The organism is Dermabacter jinjuensis (genome assembly GCF_902381725.1).
In the GTDB taxonomy this organism is placed as follows: Bacteria; Actinomycetota; Actinomycetes; order Actinomycetales; family Dermabacteraceae; genus Dermabacter; species Dermabacter hominis.
Genome location: NZ_LR698963.1, coordinates 1,797,459 through 1,817,369, shown reverse-complemented (window position 1 = coordinate 1,817,369; position 19,911 = coordinate 1,797,459). Strand labels below are relative to the sequence as shown.

Genomic DNA, 19,911 nt, shown 5'->3' with positions numbered 1-19,911 from the left:
CTTACGTCGGTTCTGGAAGCTTTACGCGCCCCCGAGCGGGGACACCACCCCGAACACGAGCAGGAGAAGAAGAACCGTACCTGCGATGAGGCGGTACCACACAAACACCGAGTACGAGTGATTCTCGATGAGGCGCATGAACCACACGATCACCGCATAGCCGAGCACGAACGCCACGAGCGTGGCGACGATGATCGCCGAAAGGCTTGGCTCCCCCGCTGCCATAGCGGCGGCACGCCCCTCGGGGCTCAAGAGGGCCGGCACCTCCTTGTACGCCTTGTACAGGCCAGACGCGAACACCGCCGGAATCGCGAGCAGGAATGCGTAACGCGCCGCGGCTTTGCGGCTGTAACCCAGGATGAGGCCCATCGTGATCGTGCCACCGGAGCGGCTCACGCCAGGGATGAGGGCGAGAGCCTGCGCGAGGCCGTAGAGGATCGCGTCTTTGAGGCTCAAGTCCTCCAGATTCTTCTCCTGCGCACCGCGTGCATCTGCATACGCGAGAAACACCGCGAAGAGGATCAGCATCGCTGCCGTGATGTACAGATTACGAAGCGCGTGGTCGATCTGCTTCTCGAACAAGAGCCCGAGAACTCCGATTGGAATCGATCCGAGGATGACAAACCACCCCATGCGGGCATCCGGATCCGAATGCGGAACCTTACCTACGAGCGACTTCGCCCACTGCGCGATGATGTGGACGATGTCCTTGAAAAAGTAGATGAGGACGGCGAGCTCAGTTCCAAGCTGCATGATTGCCGTAAATGCCGCCCCGGGATCCTGCCCTGGGTTCAGAAGTTCACCAACGACGCGCACGTGAGCGCTCGATGACACGGGAAGAAATTCGGTGAGCGCCTGGACAATGCCCAGGATCACCGCATCGAGGAAACTCAACTCAACGACTCCTTATCAGGTTGCGTGGGCATCAGATCCATGCGCGGCACGCCGGGCGATTTTGCCACAATGCGACACTACGCGGCACCTCCCCGCCTGGAAGGCACCGCGTAGTGTGTGATCGATTACGGGATCGCCGCCGGACGCTCAGTCCTCATCGTCATAGTCGTCGTCATCGTCGAGATCGAGATCGTCGAAGTCGTCGAAATCGTCGTCCTCGTCGTAGTCGTCCTCATCGTCGTCAAAGATAATGAATGGGGTCGCGACGTTGTACGCATCGAAAAGTGCGTCGTCGTAATTCTCAAAGGCGAGCGAGAGACGTTCGGTGGCAACGTCGAGCTGGTCTTCATCCTCGCCATTCGTGGCGGCGATGACATCGAAGTGGCGCTCAAGGGCGGCGATCAGTGCGGTCAGTGCGGCGCGAGGATCTTTCGTGTTCATGCAACGAAAATACCGCGAAACCCCCGCAAAAGGTAGCGGAATGCCCGGAATTTGGCGGCAATTTTTTGTGCGGCACGCAAGGTGGCAGACTCGCTCGAGGAAAGGAGCGCTCATGACAAACATTCCGGACCGATCACGCACATCGATCCTTCCTCCTCAGTGGAAGGTCTCCACCCCCTCCAGCCTGCTTCAGGCTCCGGTGGCGAAGGGACGCTCGGCGCGCGACTACGAGTTTCAGGTGCTCACGATCCCTAAGGGGACGTCGATTGGTCAGGCCCGCGAGGCCCTCACGGACGAGGCCGAGTACGGGCGCTGGGAACTTGCCCGGACGCAGAAGTTCATCGGCGGCGGGAAAAAGGTGTGGCTGCGCCGACGCATCATGCGTGTCACCGCACCGTAATGGTTGTCCACAGAATTGGTGTCCAGGCGGCGATGCCAGCTGTCATGTGGTGAACTGAGAAGCGTGATCAGTATTTTCGACTCGGCCGACACAACGGCACTCTTTGCAATCGTGGCTTTAACGCACCTCACGTTTGCGATTCCCCTGTCGTACATCGACATCCGCGAGCATCGCTTACCCAACAAACTCACACTCGCGATCACCGGTGCGGTGGCCTGTACGGCAGCGGTGACTGCCCTCATGATTCCCACGGTCGAAAAGCGCGTGCTTGGTGCATGTGCCATCGCCGTCGTTGTTGGTGCGTTGGTTTTTGTCTTTGCGCTCCTGTCCCCCGGGAGTATCGGAATGGGCGATGCGAAAGTCACCCCGGCCACCGTTGTACTCGCGGGACTCGGCGGCATACCGGTCCTTCTGGGAGCTTTAGCGTGGATATGCGGCGCGGGGGCACTTGCAGCGTTCTGGGTGCTTGTCAGAACGAGAAGCACCAAGGCCCGTTTCGCATTCGGCCCGATCATTCTGAGCGCTCCCTACGGAGGCCTTGGGCTCGCGCTCCTCGGTCTTTTTTAACGCCGCTTGATCTAAGGAAGCCAAGGCTGGCCGCTGCCCTCACCTTCGGATACTCCGGCACGAACCGGACCCCGGTCACAATACTCAACTCGCGTGCGAGTGAACGAAAAGGGACGCCCCGAGAGGGGCGCCCCTTTCAAGAGAAGCGAATGAAACTCCGCGATAGAGATCAGGCGCGCTTGCGGAGGTAGCTCACGCCACCGCCAACTGCGGTCGCAGCGGCACCGAGTGCAGCGAGGATGCCCACCGAAGCACCGGTGCGGGCAAGACCAGAACCACTGTTCGAAGCAGCGGCCTTCTCTTCCTGCTTGTCCGTGGCGCCATCGGCTTCTTCCGAGGCGCCGTCGTTGTCACCTTCCGAGGCTTCGGAGGTGCCCGCTTCCCCGTCGGTCACCTTCTCTTCCCCGTTGTTACCAGAGGGCATTTCGGCGTTGTTCTGCTCGTTGAGGCGGTTGTATTCCTTCTCGGCAGCATCGAGGTAGTCGTTTTCTGCCTGAGCAGCCTCGTCGCGAGTCGGAGTGTCCCACTCCGGCATCTCGTTCTTCTTGTTGTATTCCTTCTCAGCGGCGTCGAGGTAGTCGTTTTCTGCCTGGGCAGCCTCGTCGCGAGTCGGAGTGTCCCACTCAGGCTGAGTGTTCTTGTTGTATTCCTTCTCTGCGGCGTCGAGGTAGTCGTTCTCAGCGGCAGCGCCCTCGTCACCGGTCGGGGTATCCCACTCAGGCTGAGTGTTCTTGTTGTATTCCTTCTCAGCGGCATCGCTGTAGTCGTTCTCAGCAGCAGCGGCCTCTTCGCCGGTCGGGGTATCCCACTGACCAACGCACTTCTGGAGGTCTGCGGGCACGCTGATGATGCCCATTGCAGCGTATTCGAGGTCAGCCTTCTGCTCAGCCGTGAGGTCGTTGCAATCGACGGTTTCCGCGTTTGCAGCGGCACCGAAGCCGAAGGTGAGGGCGGCGGTCGCAGCGACTGCGCTCATGCGGACAATAGCTTTCATTGTTTTCTCCTAGCTAGGGAAAGGACCGGACCCGGTTGGGGCCGGATAACCAGGCTCGTGTGCGCGCCGCACGATTTGCAGACCACTAGTGCACGACCTGCGGCTCGTTACGGGGCGTAAGGCCGTAGCCGGGTGAAACGACGTTACCATAACGCTGTCGCGCCAGTTGTGGGACTAAGGTCCATCTTCCACAACAGTGTGATTAAAACGGAACTTGCGCGCTCTAATCGATGCGCGGCGCGCTTTGGAAGCATGAACTGAGCGGTGGTGCGGGCGGGGCGGGCGAAGCTCCATTCATATCGCTATGCACGGCTTCGCCCGCGGTTCCAACCGGTCGTCATTCATGCCGCAGCGTAAGTGGAGAAGGAAGGCCCCCGCCTTGCCTTCGCACCGCAGGTGCGTTAGCGCATGCCCGCTCCGCATGGTTGGAACTCGTCTCTCCGCCCCCGCGAGACGCCCATCACAATCAAAGCAGAGCGGACAAACGGCAACAAGACTTCCGCTTGAACAAGAAATAACTTTCGGTAAACGTTCGCGGATGCAAAGCTCCCGAACGCGCGCGCTGCAGGGGGTGATTACACGCAACAGAAAACCCTCCGTGCTGCGATTGCGCACGGAGGGTTTCTCCACGGTGTCCGAGGGGGGACTTGAACCCCCACGCCCTTAAGCGGGCACTAGCACCTCAAGCTAGCGCGTCTACCTATTCCGCCACCCGGACCGGGTTTTTGTCGCTTCTTCGTTTGCGACTCAATGAGATTACCACCGTGCGCACGTCGGAGGAAATTCAGAGCTCGTTTTTTGCGGATTCGTGAACGGAATCACGCGCCGACGGAGGTTCGGGTAAGAATGAGCGACGTGAGAGACTCGAACCTATGCCCCACATCATGTTTTTTGAACCTCTCATCCCCGGTAACACCGGCAACGCCATCAGGCTCTCCGCCGTGACGGGGGCGCCGCTTCACCTTATTAAGCCGCTCGGCTTCAACTTTGACGACGCGCATTTGCGCCGCGCGGGCCTCGACTACCACGATCTCGCGGTCATGACAGTTCACGAGAGCTTCGACGATGCCCTCGCCGCCCTCCCGGATTCACGGGTATTCGCATTCACGGGACATACAGATGCGCATTTCCACGACATCACCTACCGCGAAAGCGATGTTCTCCTCTTTGGGAGGGAGGACACAGGTCTTCCCGAGTCGGTACTGCAGCACCCCCGCATCACGAAGTGCGTCCGTATTCCTATGCTCGAGGGGCGCCGCTCGCTGAACCTCGCTAATTCCGCTTCGATCGCCGTATATGAGGCGTGGCGTCAGCTTGGCTACTCCGGAGCACTCTAGATCCCGACTCCGAATACTGCTTCGTACATCCCTTCGGCGGGAGCGGCCTCAACTCCGCACATGAGTTCGACTTGCCGGGCGGCCTGATGCGCGAGCATGTGGGCGCCGGTCGCGAATGCCGGGGCGGTCGCGCAATCCATGCGGTCGGCGAAAGCCGTGCGAACTCGCGCGAGCGGGGTGGGGTCCGGGAAGTACAGCGCATCGAAAAAGGCCGACGGCACTCGCGCTACCTCGTCCAGGTGGGCAAGGACGCGGTTGGCAATTGTTTTAGCCCCCTCGAGTGCGAGCGCGCTCGCGACGATGTCAGTATCGAAGCTTCGTGCGGGATGATCCCAGTCCCCCACGCGCACGTGAACGCCCCGGCTCTTGAGAAGTGATTCGAGGGACGTGAGTTTCTGGCGTGAGCGCGCGAGCAGGGTAAAACGCGTGCACCCTGCCTCATGAAGGGCCACGGCCAGTGAAAGGGCAGTCGCACCTGATCCAAGAAGCGTCGCACTTTCGATCCCCGCGATTCCCGCAGAATCGAGCGCTCCCTGAATTCCCGCGACGTCGGTGTTGAAGGCGACGTATCGTCGCTTGCGGCCCGAGCCGATCGGGAGCAGAGTATTCGCGATCTGGAGCTCAGAGTGGGTACCGTGAGCCACGGCGAGCTCGTGTGCATGAGCCTTGTGAGGCATCGTCACGCTCACGCCGTCGTAGAGCGGGAGTATGTTGCGTGCGAAACGCGCAAATTCTCCGCGTGGCACGTGAACCCGCTCGTAGCTCGCGTGCTCGATCCCGAGCGCGCGATAGGCCGCCTCATGCAGTTCGGGCGAGCGCGAGTGCGCGATCGGATCCCCGATCACGGCAAACCTCAGTCGATGACCGCTTACTTTTTCTTCGCCCATTCGCGCCACTGCGCCACATTCTTGTCGTGCTCTGCCTTAGTGGCCGCGAACTTCGTCTCCCCGGTATCCGTATTGACGGTCACCCAGTAGAGCCAGGGCCCTTCTGGCGGATTCTTCACGGCATCGAGGGTGGCATCGCCGGGATTGGAGATAGGGCCGATGGGAAGCCCAGGGTGCTTGTACGTGTTGTAAGGCGAGTCAGTCGCCCGCTGCTCCGGTGTCGTGGAGATCGTTTCGCTCTTGCTGAAATAGGCGACCGTCGAATCCAGTTGGAGATTCATGGGCTTACCGCCCGCCTCGCCAACGCCGGCAAGACGATTGTCGATCGTCCGCACGACCTTCCCGTAGTCCTCGGGATTGCGTGCTTCCTTCTCCACGATCGAGGCAATCGTGAGGGTCTCGTGCCACTTGTCCTCGGGAATCCCCTTCTTCTTGAGCCTCGTGGTCATACGGGAGACCATCGTGTCGAGAATATCGGCGGCTGAATCGTCTTCGTGAAAATCGTAGGTACCGGGCCACAGGTACCCTTCGATTGACTTCGCTGGGTTCTTCGGCACGCCGCGTGCCTCATAATCAGCTCCGGCCTTTTCAAACTCTTTGACGGGGATGCCCGTTGCCTTGCTCAACCGTTCGTACATCTTTCGAGTGGTCTGTCCCTCAGGGATAGTCACGCGAATCCCCACGCGGCTCGAAGGATCGAGCAGCAGGCTTAGCGCTGATGCTCCGCTCATCTGTTTACGCAGCTTGTAGGTGCCGGGCGTAATGTTCGGGGCATCCTGGCTCGCCGCAAAGGCGTTGACGAACGGGCCCTTCGTTTTGATCACGCCAGCGTCGACGAGAGTTGCCGCGATGTCCGAGCCACTGTCGCCATCCTTCACGACAATCTCGACCTCGCCGGATCCCTCGCCCTCGTAGTCTTTCGCTGAGCTTGACACATCCACGTTGGTGGAAATCCAGGAGTAGCCGAAGTATCCGCCGCCCACGAGCGCTCCGAGGACGACCAGCACCAGCACAGCGGGCAAGAACCGCTTCAACAGGCTCGGCTTCGGGCTCCGACGCTTTCCACGCCCCGATCGAGTCTCATGATGACCCGACGAACCCAGCAGGTCCTCAAGGGAAGAATCTGGCACGAATACTCCTTACTGGGGATCGCTGTGGCTCCACGGCTCTCCAGCCGCAGCTCCACGCGCGCGTTCGAAATCAAGAGCAGTCTGAAGAATCATGACTGCAGCGACCTGGTCTATCACCGGTCGGTGTGTGCGATGTCGGCGCCCCGAATCGCTCAGTGCACGGTGAGCACTCACGGTGCTCATGCGTTCGTCTACAAGGTACACGTCGTACTCGGGTTCCGACTCAATCGGTTCGAGTTCCGCGAGTTCGGCGATGAACGCTTGAGCTTTCTCAACTGCCGTGCCGCATTCGCCGCTCAGCAAGCGAGGCTTGCCGACATACAGTCGCTCGGCGCCAAGTTCGGCGATGAGAGCCTGGAGCTTTGGTGCGGCTTCCTCGCGCGGGAACGTGTCGACTGGCGTCGCGAGGAGGCCGTCGGCGTCACTGCGGGCGACACCGACGCGGGCATCGCCCACGTCGACGCCGATCCGCACAAATCGCCGAGGCATCATACGCGGGCGCGAAGGGCTGCGGTAATCGTCTCTAGCGCAACGGGCACGAGCGACGGCTCGCCGCCACCGCCCTGAGCGAGGTCGTCCTTGCCGCCCCCTCGACCGTTCATCGCTGCGGCAGCGTCGCGCAAGAGCGCCCCGGCCTTGATGCCAGCCTCGCGCGCCGCGGCATTGGTGGCGACAACGAGCGCTGCGCGAGAATCGGACTCCCCTGCGAGTGCCACCACGCTGGGCTCTGATTCTCCAAGGCGCGCCCTCAAATCTGTCGCGAGAGTACGCAAGTCCCCCGCTGCCACTCCCTCGCCAGCGTCATGGGCGATCACGCGCACGCCGCCGACGGGAGCGGCGGACTCCACGAGCTTGCCTGCCTCGGCCTGCAGCTGCTGACCTCGCATCTGCTGAAGATTTTTCTCCATCTCCTTCACACGCTTCGTAAGCGCCTGCACACGCCCCGGAATGTCGTCCGTAGACACTTTCAAAATCTCCGCGAGCTGCGAGACAAGTGCGTGCTCTTTCGAATGGAACTTATAGGCACTTTCGCCAACGAGCGCGTCAACGCGACGGACGCCCGAACCGATCGAAGCCTCCGAAACGAGCTGGACTGAGCCGAGGCTGCCGGTGACGGGCACGTGCGTGCCGCCGCACAGCTCGCGCGACCAGTCGCCACCGATCGACACGACGCGCACGATGTCGCCGTATTTCTCACCGAACAATGCCTGAGCGCCGAGCGCTTTCGCCTCGTCGATCGGCATCTGCGCGTCTGTCACCTCGAGGTTCTGCTGCAGCATCTGGTTGACCTTGCCCTCGACCTGCGCGAGGGAGCTCTGCGGAACGGCCTGGCCGTAGCGGAAATCAAAGCGCATGCGGCCCGGCGAATTCTCGGAACCGGCCTGGGTCGCGCCTTCGCCAAGTTCTTCGCGCAGCGCCTGGTGCACCATGTGCGTTGCCGTATGGGCACGGGCAATGGCGCCGCGACGCTCTGTGTCAATGCGTGCGATCGCAGACTCGCCGGTACGGGCAGCCCCTTCGATGAGGCGACCACGGTGGACAGAAAGCCCCTTGACGGGCGCCTGGACGTCGTCAACCTCGATGATGCCGCCGCCGGCAAGACTGATCGTGCCCTGGTCGGCGAGCTGACCGCCCATCTCTGCATAGAACGGCGTGTCTGCAAGGACGATTTCCACGTCGGCGGGGGCACTGACGGTTTCTGCGAGGGCGCCGTTGACAAGGATCGAGCCGACTGTCGTCGAGACCGTGTCGTCCGTGTACCCCACGAAGCGTGTGAGGCCGTTGGTGTTCACGATGTCATTGAACAGTGCTGTATCGGTATGCCCTGCCTTCTTGGCCTGGGCATCGGCGCGGGCGCGCTCTCGCTGCTCCTGCATCGCTGCCCGGAAGCCAGCCTCATCAACGCGCAGACCTGCCTCTGCAGCCATTTCCAGGGTGAGGTCGATCGGGAAGCCGTACGTGTCGTGGAGCGTGAAGGCATCATCCCCCGCGAGCAGATCCGATCCGCTCTTCTTGAGGTTCGCGCTCATACCCTCGAAAATCTGCGTGCCGTTGGAGAGCGTGCGACGGAAGGCATCCTCTTCCGTGTACAGAACCTCTTCGATCTTCGCGAACTTCTCCTCGAGAACGGGATACGACGCCACCATGGCGTTCTTCGAGACTGGCAGCAGCTCCGGCAGCGCCTGCTTATCAAACCCAAGTAGACGCATCGAGCGCACCGCGCGTCGAATAAGTCGGCGCATCACGTAACCGCGCCCCTCATTACCTGGGCGCACGCCATCCGACGCAAGCATCATGGCGCTGCGAACGTGGTCGGCAACGACGCGCATGCGCACATCCGATTGCTCGTCGCCCGTCCCGTACCGAAGCCCCGTCAACTCCTCCGCGCGCGCGATGACGGGGAAGACCTGATCGGTCTCATACATGTTGTTCTTGCCCTGCAAAAGATAGGCGAGACGCTCAACGCCGAGACCGGTATCGATCGCCTTGCGGTCGAGTTCACCGATCAGCGGGTAATCCTTCCCGCTGCCCTCGCCTCGCATGTACTGGTCAAAGACAAGGTTCCAGATCTCGAGGTAGCGATCGCCGCCCGGGTCGACGCTGCCTCCTTCGGCCTCGGGGCCGAACTCGGGGCCACGATCGTAATGCCATTCAGCACATGGGCCGGCCGGACCAGGCTGGCCGGTCGACCAGAAGTTTTCTTCCTTCGGAAGGCGCACAATGTGGCGAGAATCGATGCCGATCACGCGCGTGAGGTGGTCGTAGGCTTCCTGATCGTTCTCCCACAGGGTGATCCACAGCCGATCGCCCTCCAGTCCGTACCCGCCTTCACCCACACTCGTCGTGAGAAGCTCCCACGCGAAGTCGATCGCGCCTTCCTTGAAGTAATCCCCAAAGCTGAAGTTGCCGGCCATCTGGAAGAACGTGCCGTGACGCGTGGTCTTGCCGACATTGTCGATGTCGTTCGTTCGGATGCACTTTTGGACGCTCGCCGCACGTGGCCACGGAGCCGTATCGGTGCCAACAATGTAGGGAATGAACGGCACCATGCCGGCAACCGTGAAAAGGATCGAAGGATCAGAGGAGACGAGCGAGTCGCTCGGGACAATCTCGTGGTCCTTGTTCTTGAAGAATTCGAGCCACCGGCGTGAAACCTCGGCTGTCTGCATGGGTTCTTCCTTCCCTAAGCCCTCACGGGCGTGGACTGGGCTGGGCCTTTAACGAAAAGCGGCCCCGACCAAGTGTACGTTCTCGTACTGGTCGGAGCCGCATGAAGTGAAGGCCGTGAGGCCTCCTCCATAAAGAAATCAGCGAGCGTAGTACTCGACGACGAGCGCGACGTCGCAGGTCACGGGGACCTCGGAGCGCTTCGGGCGAGCAACGAGCTGAGCCTTGAGTTCCTCGAGCTGCACCGAGAGGTACGAAGGAACCGACGCCTGAACGTCGGAGTTCGAACCCTCAGCGGCGTCCGCGAAAGCCTCGAGAGTCTGCGACTTCGGCTTGACCTGGATGGTCTGGCCTGGCTTCACACGGTACGAGGGGATGTTCACGATCTCGCCGTCCACGAGGATGTGGCGGTGCGAGACGAACTGACGAGCCTGAAGGATCGTGCGAGCGAAGCCCGCGCGAAGAACAAGGGCGTCGAGACGAGTTTCGAGAAGCTCGATCATCGACTCACCGGTCAGACCCGGGAGCTTCTTGGCCTCGAAGTAGGCGCGGTGGAGCTGCTTCTCACGAAGCTGGTACTGAGCGCGAAGGCGCTGCTTCTCGGTCAGACGAACCGCGTAGTCCGAGTTCGAACGGCGACCACGACCGTGCTGGCCCGGCGGGTAGGGGCGCTTCTCGAAGTACTTGACGGCCTTCGGGGTAAGCGCAAGACCGAGCGCACGCGAAAGGCGTGCGGTACGACGTGCTTTGGTGACACTGGTCACGTAAGTTACCTCAATTTCGATGCGATGAATCCATTTGGCAGCCGCGGATTCAGCGCAAAACTTTACCGTGCCGAGTGCCGAGCCTCAAGCGTTTCAGAGGCTTGGGAGACACAAGCCTCTGTGGGATCGCTCACCGCGCGTCAACCGTCGGACCCCTGCACCCCACCCGCGCCGCGCGTGAGCGAACGCAAAATCGCAAGTGAGCTCTTCACGCGCGCTTCAAAACCGCGATCCGTTGGTTCGTAATAGTTAACGCCGACGAGGTCGTCGGGGGCGTATTGCTGACGTGCCACTCCCCGCGGCTCGTCGTGCGCGTACACGTAGCCAACGCCGTGGCCAAGCTTTTCGGCGCCCTTGTAATGCCCATCGCGAAGATGTGCGGGAACCGAACGCCCTTTTCCTTCGCGCACATCGGCGATCGCTCGATTGATTCCCGCGTAACTCGCATTGGACTTTGGGGCCGTTGCGATGTGCACGACCGCTTGGGCGAGCGGGATCCGCCCCTCGGGCATCCCAATCATTTGGACTGCCTGCATTGCGGCCACGGCAACTTGAAGCGCGGTCGGGTCGGCCATGCCGACCTCCTCACTCGCTGCGATCACGATTCGCCGCGCGATGAACCGCGGGTCTTCGCCCGACTCAATCATGCGGGCCAGATAGTGCAGGGCCGCATCCGGATCGCTTCCCCGCATCGACTTAATGAACGCGCTGATGACGTCGTAGTGCTGATCGCCCTCGCGATCGTAGGTCAACATCGAACGGTTGATCGCGTGGGCGAGGATGTCGCCCGTGATCCGCTTCTCTGGGGTCTTCAGTGCTGAAGCAGCAGCAGCCTCGAGCGCTGTGAGGGCCTTGCGGGCATCGCCTCCGCTGAGACGCACGAGCGCCTCGCGGGCATCACTCTCAAGTTCGACCGAACCGCCGAGCCCCCGCTCCTCGGCGAGCGCTCTCGTCAGCAGTGCATCAATCTCCTCGCCACCGAGCGAATCGAGGGTGAGCACAATCGAGCGCGAGATCAGCGGGGTGATGATTGAAAAATAGGGGTTCTCGGTCGTCGCGGCGATCAGGGTCACCCACCGGTTCTCAACCGACGGCAAGAGCGCATCTTGCTGCGACTTATTAAACCGATGCACCTCATCGACGAAGAGAATCGTTTCGCGACCAGTCGTGCGCAGGCGCGAGCGCGCCGCATCAACGACGGCACGGATATCTTTGACTCCCGCAAGCACGGCTGAAACCTCGACGAACTCGCGATCGCCCTCTCGCGCGACGGCGTAAGCGATCGTCGTTTTGCCCGTTCCGGGTGGGCCCCACAAGATGATTGAGCTCGGGGCCGTATGCGAATCGTCCTCTCCCACGAGACGAAACAGGGGTGAGCCGTCGGCAAGAGCGTTCTTTTGACCGACGATCTCCTCGAGCGAACGCGGCCGCATACGGGCTGCTAGCGGCGCACGGTGATCGACGTTGCGGTCCGCGAGAGTCTTCGGGGCCTCCACGCCTGGCTTGAGAGAAAAAAGATCGTCGTCCACACGTCTAGCGTAGCGAGGGCGCGCGAGATTCGCGCCGCCGAGCAACGATGATCGAGATCCCCGCGACAAGGGGCAACACGAGGGGAACATACCCATACCCCTCGCCGAAGTGCGACCAGACCGTCGCCTTCGGGAACCATTCGGGCTGGGCGAAACTCAAAGCGCCCACGCCGACAACGCCGACGAGTTCGACGCCGACGAGAATGAGGATCGCTCGCCAGTGGGGAGCCTTCCGAATCAGCAAGACCGCGATCGCGACGTACGTAAGCGCAGCAACAATGCTGAGGGAAAAGGCGAGCGGTGCCTCGGAAAAATCGCGAATCGACTGCACGAGTGCGCGCGCCGTCGCCGATACGGCAAACACGCCGTAAACCACGAACAGGGCCATGCGGAAGCCGCGTGGATTCTCCTGCGTCATCGACGACTTCGTGGAACCGGCGGGCGTCATTTCGCGAACCCCGCGGGCCAGATCTGGGGTAGCCGGTAGGCGAGGAAGACGCATGTGAGCGCGATGGCGGCAATGGCGAACGAGCCCCACTTGGTACGTTCGAGGAACGAGATGTACACGCCCGCGATCGGCAGTGCGATTGCGGTGGCAACATAGCCCCAAAAGATCACGGCATCGCCAGGGCTCACCGGAGCGAGGAGCCACGCAAGAGCTCCGATAAGCCACACGAGCGCTAGGGCGAGCGAAGCCCCCATGAGCAACAGGTCTGCTGCAAGATCCTTGATGACATAGACCGCGCCGAGAACGGCTACGAGAGCCGCAACAACGTACAGGGCGATCAGCATTTGCCCACTCCCACCTCAAACTCGAGTGACTCCCCTACGATAAGCACATGGCACATATAACTCTGAGCATCAGCAACGTTGACTCGATCACGACGGACGTCCTCGTGGTCCCCCTCCTTAAGAGCGCAAAGGATGCACCGGCAAGCCCGGTTGGGCTTTCATCGCTCGAAGAATCCTTCACTGCCGTCAAGGCCAGTGGCGCCAAGGGAGCGCTCACGACGATCCCGGCCCCCGCTGCCTACCGCGCTCACGCAATCGTCGGCGTTGGCCTCGGCGCCGAGGCACTTGAAGATGTCACGTGCGAAGACATCCGCTACGCCTTTGGTTCCGCTTCGCGAACCCTCACCGGCCACACAAGCATCGCCCTTGCCTTCCCGGCCGCCTCCGAGGCACACATCGCTGCGGCTCTCGAAGGTGCAGCTCTCGGCGCCTACGCCTACGGCGAATACAAGAGTGACCTCAAGGACGACCAAAAGCCCGTTGAGGAGATCGTTCTCGCCGTCGCCGATAAGAAGGAACTCAAGGCCCTCGAAGGCGCGGCGAATCGCGCTGAAAAGATTGCCCAAGGCGTTCACCTCGTTCGCGACCTGGTCAACACCCCGCCGAATCTTCTGTACCCCGAGTCTTTCGCGAAGCGGGCAAAGGAGCTCACGAAGAAGCTCCCCGTGACGATCGAGGTCCTCGACGAGAAGGCACTCGCCGACGGCGGCTACGGCGGCATCGTGGGCGTGGGCCAGGGTTCGACTCGCCCACCACGTCTTGTGAAGCTCTCGTACGCACCCAAGCGCGCCAAGCGCCACGTCGCCTTTGTCGGCAAGGGCATCACGTTCGATTCGGGCGGCATTTCCCTCAAGCCCGGCGCCGGCATGGATGAGATGACGATGGACATGGGCGGTGCCGCAACCGTTCTGGCCGCGACCGTCACCGCAGCCGCGCTCGAACTCAACGTCAACGTCACGACGTTCCTCGCGCTCGCCGAGAACCTCCCCGGTGGCGGAGCGCAGCGCCCCGGCGACGTCGTCACGATGCGTAACGGCAAGACCGTCGAAGTACTCAACACCGACGCCGAGGGCCGCATGGTCATGGCAGACGCCCTCGTGGACGCCGCCGCTCTCGAACCGGATCTCCTCATCGACGTTGCGACGCTTACGGGTGCCGCCATCGTCGCGCTTGGCAACCGCACCGCCGGCGTCATGGGCACCGACGATGCTCGCGACGAGGTATGGGAAGCATCGAAGGCGGTTGGCGAACCCATGTGGCCGCTCCCGTTCCCCGAAGAGCTGCGCGAAGGCCTCAACGGCCGTGTTGCCGACCTCAGCAACATCGGCGAGCGCCCCGGTGGCGCCCTCAGCGCGGGCATCTTCCTCAAGGAGTTCGTCGGCGAGACCAAGTGGGCGCACGTCGACATTGCCGGGCCTGCCTTCACCCAGAAAGCATTTGGGTACTCGAATGTGGGCGGAACCGGCATGAGCATGCGCACTCTCGTTGAGGTTATTGAGCGCGAAGCCGCCAAGTAAAACGTTGCGCGATTCACGCGCAGCAATCGTCGGAAAGCCCCCGCTTTTGCCCCGCAGCCGCGGGCGAAGTTGGGGGCTTTCCCACACTCTGGCCCCGCTCACGGCCGACCCACGGCGACATCCAGGGGCGTGTCTTACGATAATGGGCGTGCATGCCGCACCGGCTGGCTTAGCGTTCGAGGCCGGGACTTTCGGCGACATGCCCCCAATCCTCAACAGTTAGGGAGCTGAACGTGGCGGATACCTCCACAGACCAGAAGTTCGACATCGTGATTCTGGGAGGTGGCAGCGGCGGCTACGCGGCCGCGCTGCGCGCCACCCAGCTTGGAAAGAGCGTCGCCCTCGTCGAAAAAGACAAGCTCGGCGGCACGTGCCTGCACCGCGGTTGCGTGCCCACCAAGGCCCTGCTTCACGTAGGCGAGATCGCCGATACGCCGGCCGAAGCTAAGGCCGTGGGCATCGAGATGACTGCCTCCGCGGTCAACACCGAAAAGATGCTCGACTTCAAGAACAAGGTCATCGGCCGCCTCTACAAGGGCCTTCAGGGCCTCGTGGGCGCCTCCGGCGCGACCCTCGTGAACGGTTTCGGTCGCCTCACTGGCCCGAACACGATCGAAGTTGAAGCCGAGGACGGCTCAAAGCAGACCCTCACCGGTGACAACATCATCCTCGCCTCCGGCTCCTTCTCGAAGACACTCCCGGGACTCGAGCTCGGTGGCCGCATCATCGACTCCGAGGTTGCGCTTCAGCTCCCCGAGGTCCCGAAGAACCCCATCATCCTCGGCGGCGGCGTGATCGGCGTCGAGTTCGCGTCGGTATGGAAGTCGCTCGGCGCTGAATCGGTCACGATCATCGAGGGCCTGCCGCACCTCGTTGCAAACGAAGACGAGGCCATCTCGAAGAACCTCGAGCGCGCCTTCAAGAAGCGCAAGATCGCGTATTCGCTCGGCGTCTTCTTCGAAAAGGCCGAACAGACTGAGACCGGCGTCAAGGTCACGCTCGCCAACGGCAAGACCTACGAGGGTGACTACCTTCTCGTCGCCGTGGGCCGCGGCCCGCAGACGAAGGGCCTCGGCTACGAAGAGCAGGGGATCGAGATGGACCGAGGCTTCGTGCTCGCGAACAAAGAGACCCTTGAAACGAACGTTCCCGGCATCTACGCCGTCGGCGACATCGTGCCTGGTCTTCAGCTCGCTCACCGCGGCTTCCAGCAGGGCATTTTCGTGGCCGAGCAGATCGCTGGCCTCAATCCCCAGCCGATCGACGAATCCGGTATCCCGCGCGTGACCTACTGTGAGCCGAACATCGGTTCCGTCGGTCTCACCGAGAAGCAGGCCAAGGAGAAGTTCGGCGAGGATAATGTCGCGACATACGACTACAACCTCGGCGGCAATGGTAAGTCGCAGATTCTCGGTACGCAGGGCTTCATCAAGCTCGTGCGCGAAAAGGACGGCCCGATTGTCGGTGTCCATATGATCGGCGCGCGCTTGTCCGAGCAGATCGGCGAAGCGCAGCTCATCGTCAACTGGGAGGCGGAGCCCGAGGATGTTGCTTCGCTCATCCACGCCCACCCCACTCAGAACGAGGCGATGGGCGAGGCCGCACTCGCTCTCGCTGGCAAGCCGCTTCACGCCCACGCCTGATCACGAGGAGAAACGAACATGTCTGAAATCGTTAAGATGCCCGCGCTCGGTGAATCCGTCACCGAGGGCACCGTTGTCCGCTGGCTCAAGGAAGTCGGCGAGGAGATCGCCGTCGATGAGCCCCTCCTTGAGGTGTCCACCGACAAGGTCGACACCGAGGTTCCCTCACCCGTTGCGGGTGTCCTCGAGAAGATCCTCGTGAACGAAGATGAGGATGCGGAAGTCGGCGCTGATCTCGCCGTTGTGGGCGATGGCTCCGGTGCTGAAGCGCCTAGCGATGGCGACAACCTCGCCTCGGACCAGACGGTGGCTCCGTCGACCGCTGAGGAGACTCCCGCCGGCGAGAGCGAGCGCCCTGCTGAAGCAGCGAAAGCCGCGGGTGCGGCCGACGGGCAGGAAGTCACGATGCCCGCACTCGGTGAGTCCGTTGATTCGGGCACCGTGGTGCGCTGGCTCAAGGAAGTGGGCGACGAGGTTGAAGCCGATGAGCCACTCCTTGAGGTGTCCACCGACAAGATCGACACCGAGGTGCCCTCCCCCATTGCCGGCACGCTCCAGAAGATCCTCGTGCAGGAAGATGAGGAGGCAGAGGTCGGCGCGGCGATTGCCGTGATCGGTTCGGGTGCACCGTCCGACGCTTCCCCGGCTCCGGCCGCCCCTGCGGCTTCGAGCGATGCGCCAGCCCCCAAGGCCGAAGAGAGCAGCGCCCCAGCGGCGAGCGCCTCGCAGACGGTTTCCTCCAGCAACAACTCCCAGGCGTATGTCACGCCGATCGTGCGTAAGCTCGCTGCCGACAACGGCATCGATCTCGCTTCGGTGAAGGGCTCGGGGATCGGTGGCCGCATCCGCAAGCAGGATGTGCAGGATGCGATCGACGCGAAGGCAAAGGCCGAGGCTCCCGCGCCGGCTGCCGCCGCGGCCCCCTCGAAGAAGGAAGCGCCCAAGGTCGAGGTTTCCCCGCTTCGCGGAACCGAGGAGAAGATGAGCCGCCTGCGCAAGATTGTGGCGTCGCGCATGGTGGAGTCGCTCCAGACTCAGGCACAGCTCACGACCGCCGTCGAGGTCGACATGACGCGCATCGCTGCCCTGCGTGCTCGCGCAAAGAACGACTTCCTCGCGCGTGAGGGTGCGAAGCTCACGTTCCTCCCGTTCATCATGCAGGCGGCTGTCGAGGCCCTCAAGGCGCACCCGAAGCTCAACGCGGAGATCGCGGGCGACATGATCAAGTACCACGGCGTCGAGAACATCGGCATGGCCGCGGACACCGAACGCGGACTCGTCGTGCCGGTGATCAAGAACGCCGGGGATCTCAACCTCGCCGGCCTCGCTCGCCAGATCGGCGAGCTCGGTGCGAAGGCGAAGGGCAACAAGCTCACGCCGGACGACCTGCAGGGTGCGACGTTCACGATCACCAACACCGGTTCGGGCGGCGCTCTGTTCGACACGCCGATCGTTCCGAACCCGCAGGTGGGTATTCTCGGCTGCGGCACGATCGTGAAGCGCCCGGCTGTCGTGAAGGATGCGGACGGTAACGAGACGATCGGGATCCGCTCGATGATGTACCTGTTCCTCAGCTACGATCACCGCCTCGTGGATGGCGGCGACGCTGCTCGATTCCTCTCGACGATGAAGAAGCGGCTTGAGGACGGCGCGTTCGAGGGAGACCTCGGCCTCTAAGCCTGACACGCTGAATGTGCCCGGGCCATACTTTCGCAAGAAAGTATGGCCCGGGCTTTCACGTAAAGCGCCACTGGCCGTCGCTCACGGGCACTGTCGAGGAAATACGCCATGCACCGCGCACACGCTCAAGCTGCACGTCCAGCTCATAGGGCTCGCTTTCGGACAGTTCGCGAGACTCCCCTGCACCCATGATGCGGGCGCCCGAGTCGATCACACGAACACGCACACGGGCGCTGTTATCGCGACACTCAAGTATCCGGGCGTTGAGGATGCGAATGTCTCCACCATCGACGTGTGCGTGTGCGATGGCTGCGCGAAGTTTCTCATCGTCCGCTTCCGCCTCGCTTCCGGGAGCGGCAGAGGTGTTTTCGCTCGTCGCACCCACGAGGTAGCGGTGGCGCGCGGCGGAGAGAGCCGTGATGACGCTAGCGGGATCCTCCATTACCGCGTGTTGTGAGGCCGCCGTTGCCGAAGATTGGGGCGCCGTCGCCGGCGCGGTAGCCCCTACAAGTAAGGCGCATGCAACAACGGCGATCGCTCCGAGCCCGAAGGACAGCCGTCGAAAGTTCCGGCCGCTTCGCCGCGAATGCCCGTCTTGGTGTCGAGAGCGCGGCGCGACCCTTGTAGCGCGATCCGCACGCGCGGCCTCGGAACGCGATGGCAAAGTAGCCCGCTCTTGTGGGTTTGAGGAGGTAGCTTCGGTCACGCCCCCGGCCCGACGATGGGCGTATCGGTAGGTTCCACCTCCGCTTGTGAGCCTCTCGCGCCACTGCTCATCATGTCGTTTGCTCACAGGCGTAAGGTCCGTCACGCGTGAAAAATCCGTGACAACGACGCGCCCGTTTGGCGAAAGTTCAAGTCCCCGGACGCCCTGGAGACCCAAGGCCAGATTCTGCGAGTGAAGGGTGGACAAAAGCGCGGTGAGATCCGACGCTGCCTGCGCTTCGCCTGCGCCCGCACCGGCAATCGAGCCGCGCTCGGCGCGTTTGCCTCGCGGCGGGGCGAGAGCGCTCGGTCCTTCCGCTATGGCATAGGCCGCGGCACCGCGCCATTTAAGAGCTGGCACGGCTGGGGTGTTGCGGGCGCCCAACGCGCGAAGCAGCGCGATTTCTTGTCGCACCTTCTTGAGCGCGCGAATTGAGCGGGCACGGACGAGCGTCAACCGTCGGCCCCTGTGATCGCGGGCGTGCCACACCTGCCGGCCTTCCTCGCTGCGGATGAGGCGCACGGGACGCAGACCGTTACTGACGATGGCGCTGAGACGCGAAGGGTAAAGGCTCATGTCTCTATTCGAGCCCCATTCCGGTACCTTTTCAGTGGATATCCGAAATTGTGGATAAGTCGGTGCCGGCACTCGTTCGATCGCTCATAGGAAACTTTTGTGCAGGCCCTTGGCGAACTAGCATGGGGTGGTGCTTGACATCATCCACCTCGCGTTTTCAGAAGATTCCGGGATCGAATCCGCTCACGAAGAGTTTGATCTTCCCCCGGGCCCCGTTGACTACAACGCAGCGTGGGATGTCCAAAAGAAAATTCATGCCGAAGTGATTGCGGGCGAGCGCCCCAACACGCTTCTCCTCCTCGAACACCAACCCGTGTACACCGCGGGTCGCCGCACCCTCGATATCGAACGTCCACGCGATGGCGCCCCCGTCGTCGATGTCGATCGAGGCGGAAAGATTACCTGGCACGGCCCGGGCCAACTTGTGGGCTACCCCATCGTGAAGCTTCCCGCCCCTATCGATGTGGTGGGCTTCGTGCGTGGCATCGAGCAAGCCATCATGGAGGTCTGCACTCGCGCCGGAGTTGCAACCGCGCCCGTGGAGGGTCGTAGCGGTGTCTGGGTGCTCGATGAGCTTGGAATGGACCGCAAGGTCTGTGCGATCGGTTTGCGGGTCGCTAAGCGCTGCACCATGCACGGCTTCGCATTGAACTGTGAAAACGATCTTTCATGGGCGATGAATGTTATTCCCTGCGGCATCGACGACGCGGGCGTGACATCGCTTTCCGTCGAAAGCGGCCGCGCGGTGCGTCCCCGAGATGTTCTTGCCGATGTCGAAGACGTCATGAGAGAGCTCGAGGCCGAACGCGGCCTTAACTAAACACCACTGGGCCGTGGAGATCACACCAATGCTGTGCGGCCTGGGCAGTGATGCCCACTAGAATCT

At 62.3% G+C, this 19,911-nt stretch carries 19 protein-coding genes and 1 tRNA gene; 7 read left to right on the top strand and 13 right to left on the bottom strand.

Annotated elements, in window-relative coordinates; all coding sequences use genetic code 11:
* Positions 1–21 precede the first annotated feature (21 nt).
* Together FXY94_RS08075 and FXY94_RS08070 are read right to left on the bottom strand one after the other, a co-directional pair.
* A complete protein-coding gene (locus tag FXY94_RS08075) occupies positions 22–894 on the bottom strand; it encodes an undecaprenyl-diphosphate phosphatase (protein ID WP_016664537.1) in 873 nt (290 codons plus the stop codon).
* A gap of 147 nt (positions 895–1,041) precedes the next feature.
* Positions 1,042–1,335 carry a hypothetical protein gene (locus tag FXY94_RS08070; RefSeq protein WP_016664536.1) on the bottom strand — a complete coding sequence of 98 codons (294 nt, stop codon included), beginning with the start codon at positions 1,333–1,335 and terminating at the stop codon, positions 1,042–1,044.
* A gap of 112 nt (positions 1,336–1,447) precedes the next feature.
* Between FXY94_RS08070 and FXY94_RS08065 the strand changes: the two genes are divergently transcribed.
* Together FXY94_RS08065 and FXY94_RS08060 are read left to right on the top strand one after the other, a co-directional pair.
* Positions 1,448–1,735, top strand: a complete 288-nt coding sequence (locus tag FXY94_RS08065; protein WP_016664535.1) for a DUF5703 family protein — start codon at positions 1,448–1,450, stop codon at positions 1,733–1,735.
* 63 nt (positions 1,736–1,798) lie between these two features.
* Positions 1,799–2,302: a prepilin peptidase gene (locus FXY94_RS08060; protein WP_016664534.1), complete on the top strand. Its 504-nt coding sequence runs from the start codon at positions 1,799–1,801 to the stop codon at positions 2,300–2,302.
* Between the two features lie 169 nt (positions 2,303–2,471).
* Here the strand turns inward: FXY94_RS08060 and FXY94_RS08055 are convergent, their stop codons facing one another.
* Positions 2,472–3,296: a hypothetical protein gene (locus FXY94_RS08055; RefSeq protein ID WP_016664533.1), complete on the bottom strand. Its 825-nt coding sequence runs from the start codon at positions 3,294–3,296 to the stop codon at positions 2,472–2,474.
* Between the two features lie 632 nt (positions 3,297–3,928).
* Positions 3,929–4,014, bottom strand: a tRNA-Leu gene (locus FXY94_RS08050).
* A 154-nt stretch (positions 4,015–4,168) separates the two neighbouring features.
* Between FXY94_RS08050 and FXY94_RS08045 the strand changes: the two genes are divergently transcribed.
* Positions 4,169–4,633, top strand: coding sequence for a tRNA (cytidine(34)-2'-O)-methyltransferase (locus FXY94_RS08045; RefSeq protein WP_016664532.1), 465 nt, complete (start codon positions 4,169–4,171; stop codon positions 4,631–4,633).
* Here the strand turns inward: FXY94_RS08045 and FXY94_RS08040 are convergent.
* From FXY94_RS08040 to FXY94_RS08005, 8 genes are all read right to left on the bottom strand, one after another.
* Positions 4,630–5,478, bottom strand: a complete 849-nt coding sequence (locus tag FXY94_RS08040) for a shikimate dehydrogenase family protein (protein ID WP_016664531.1) — start codon at positions 5,476–5,478, stop codon at positions 4,630–4,632. The two genes, FXY94_RS08045 and FXY94_RS08040, sit on opposite strands and share 4 nt — an antisense overlap.
* Before the next feature lie 23 nt (positions 5,479–5,501).
* Positions 5,502–6,650: an endolytic transglycosylase MltG gene (gene mltG / locus FXY94_RS08035; protein ID WP_016664530.1), complete on the bottom strand. Its 1,149-nt coding sequence runs from the start codon at positions 6,648–6,650 to the stop codon at positions 5,502–5,504.
* Positions 6,651–6,659: 9 nt separating this feature from the next.
* Positions 6,660–7,139 carry a Holliday junction resolvase RuvX gene (gene ruvX, locus FXY94_RS08030; protein ID WP_232049697.1) on the bottom strand — a complete coding sequence of 160 codons (480 nt, stop codon included), beginning with the start codon at positions 7,137–7,139 and terminating at the stop codon, positions 6,660–6,662.
* Positions 7,139–9,820 (bottom strand): alanine--tRNA ligase, encoded by a 2,682-nt coding sequence (alaS, locus tag FXY94_RS08025; protein ID WP_016664528.1) that lies wholly within the window; start codon positions 9,818–9,820, stop codon positions 7,139–7,141. Before alaS ends, ruvX begins: the two co-directional genes overlap by 1 nt.
* 138 nt (positions 9,821–9,958) lie before the next feature.
* Positions 9,959–10,582 (bottom strand): 30S ribosomal protein S4, encoded by a 624-nt coding sequence (rpsD, locus tag FXY94_RS08020; protein WP_016664527.1) that lies wholly within the window; start codon positions 10,580–10,582, stop codon positions 9,959–9,961.
* 140 nt (positions 10,583–10,722) lie between these two features.
* Positions 10,723–12,111 carry a replication-associated recombination protein A gene (locus tag FXY94_RS08015; protein ID WP_016664526.1) on the bottom strand — a complete coding sequence of 463 codons (1,389 nt, stop codon included), beginning with the start codon at positions 12,109–12,111 and terminating at the stop codon, positions 10,723–10,725.
* Positions 12,112–12,115: 4 nt separating this feature from the next.
* Positions 12,116–12,559: a hypothetical protein gene (locus FXY94_RS08010; RefSeq protein WP_016664525.1), complete on the bottom strand. Its 444-nt coding sequence runs from the start codon at positions 12,557–12,559 to the stop codon at positions 12,116–12,118.
* On the bottom strand, positions 12,556–12,903 hold the full coding sequence (locus FXY94_RS08005; protein WP_016664524.1) for a hypothetical protein: 348 nt from the start codon (positions 12,901–12,903) through the stop codon (positions 12,556–12,558). Before FXY94_RS08005 ends, FXY94_RS08010 begins: the two co-directional genes overlap by 4 nt.
* Before the next feature lie 47 nt (positions 12,904–12,950).
* Here FXY94_RS08005 and FXY94_RS08000 point away from each other — a divergent pair, with 47 nt between their 5' ends.
* The 3 genes from FXY94_RS08000 to sucB all read left to right on the top strand — a co-directional run bounded on the left by FXY94_RS08000 (position 12,951) and on the right by sucB (position 17,740).
* Positions 12,951–14,420 carry a leucyl aminopeptidase gene (locus tag FXY94_RS08000; protein ID WP_016664523.1) on the top strand — a complete coding sequence of 490 codons (1,470 nt, stop codon included), beginning with the start codon at positions 12,951–12,953 and terminating at the stop codon, positions 14,418–14,420.
* 233 nt (positions 14,421–14,653) lie between these two features.
* Positions 14,654–16,063: a dihydrolipoyl dehydrogenase gene (lpdA, locus tag FXY94_RS07995; protein ID WP_016664522.1), complete on the top strand. Its 1,410-nt coding sequence runs from the start codon at positions 14,654–14,656 to the stop codon at positions 16,061–16,063.
* An 18-nt stretch (positions 16,064–16,081) separates the two neighbouring features.
* On the top strand, positions 16,082–17,740 hold the full coding sequence (gene sucB, locus FXY94_RS07990) for a 2-oxoglutarate dehydrogenase, E2 component, dihydrolipoamide succinyltransferase (RefSeq protein ID WP_016664521.1): 1,659 nt from the start codon (positions 16,082–16,084) through the stop codon (positions 17,738–17,740).
* Between the two features lie 58 nt (positions 17,741–17,798).
* Here sucB and FXY94_RS07985 read toward each other — a convergent pair whose 3' ends face one another.
* Positions 17,799–19,025: a hypothetical protein gene (locus FXY94_RS07985; RefSeq protein ID WP_051120650.1), complete on the bottom strand. Its 1,227-nt coding sequence runs from the start codon at positions 19,023–19,025 to the stop codon at positions 17,799–17,801.
* Positions 19,026–19,155: 130 nt separating this feature from the next.
* Between FXY94_RS07985 and lipB the strand changes: the two genes are divergently transcribed.
* Positions 19,156–19,845 carry a lipoyl(octanoyl) transferase LipB gene (lipB, locus tag FXY94_RS07980; RefSeq protein ID WP_040386960.1) on the top strand — a complete coding sequence of 230 codons (690 nt, stop codon included), beginning with the start codon at positions 19,156–19,158 and terminating at the stop codon, positions 19,843–19,845.
* Positions 19,846–19,911 lie beyond the last annotated feature (66 nt).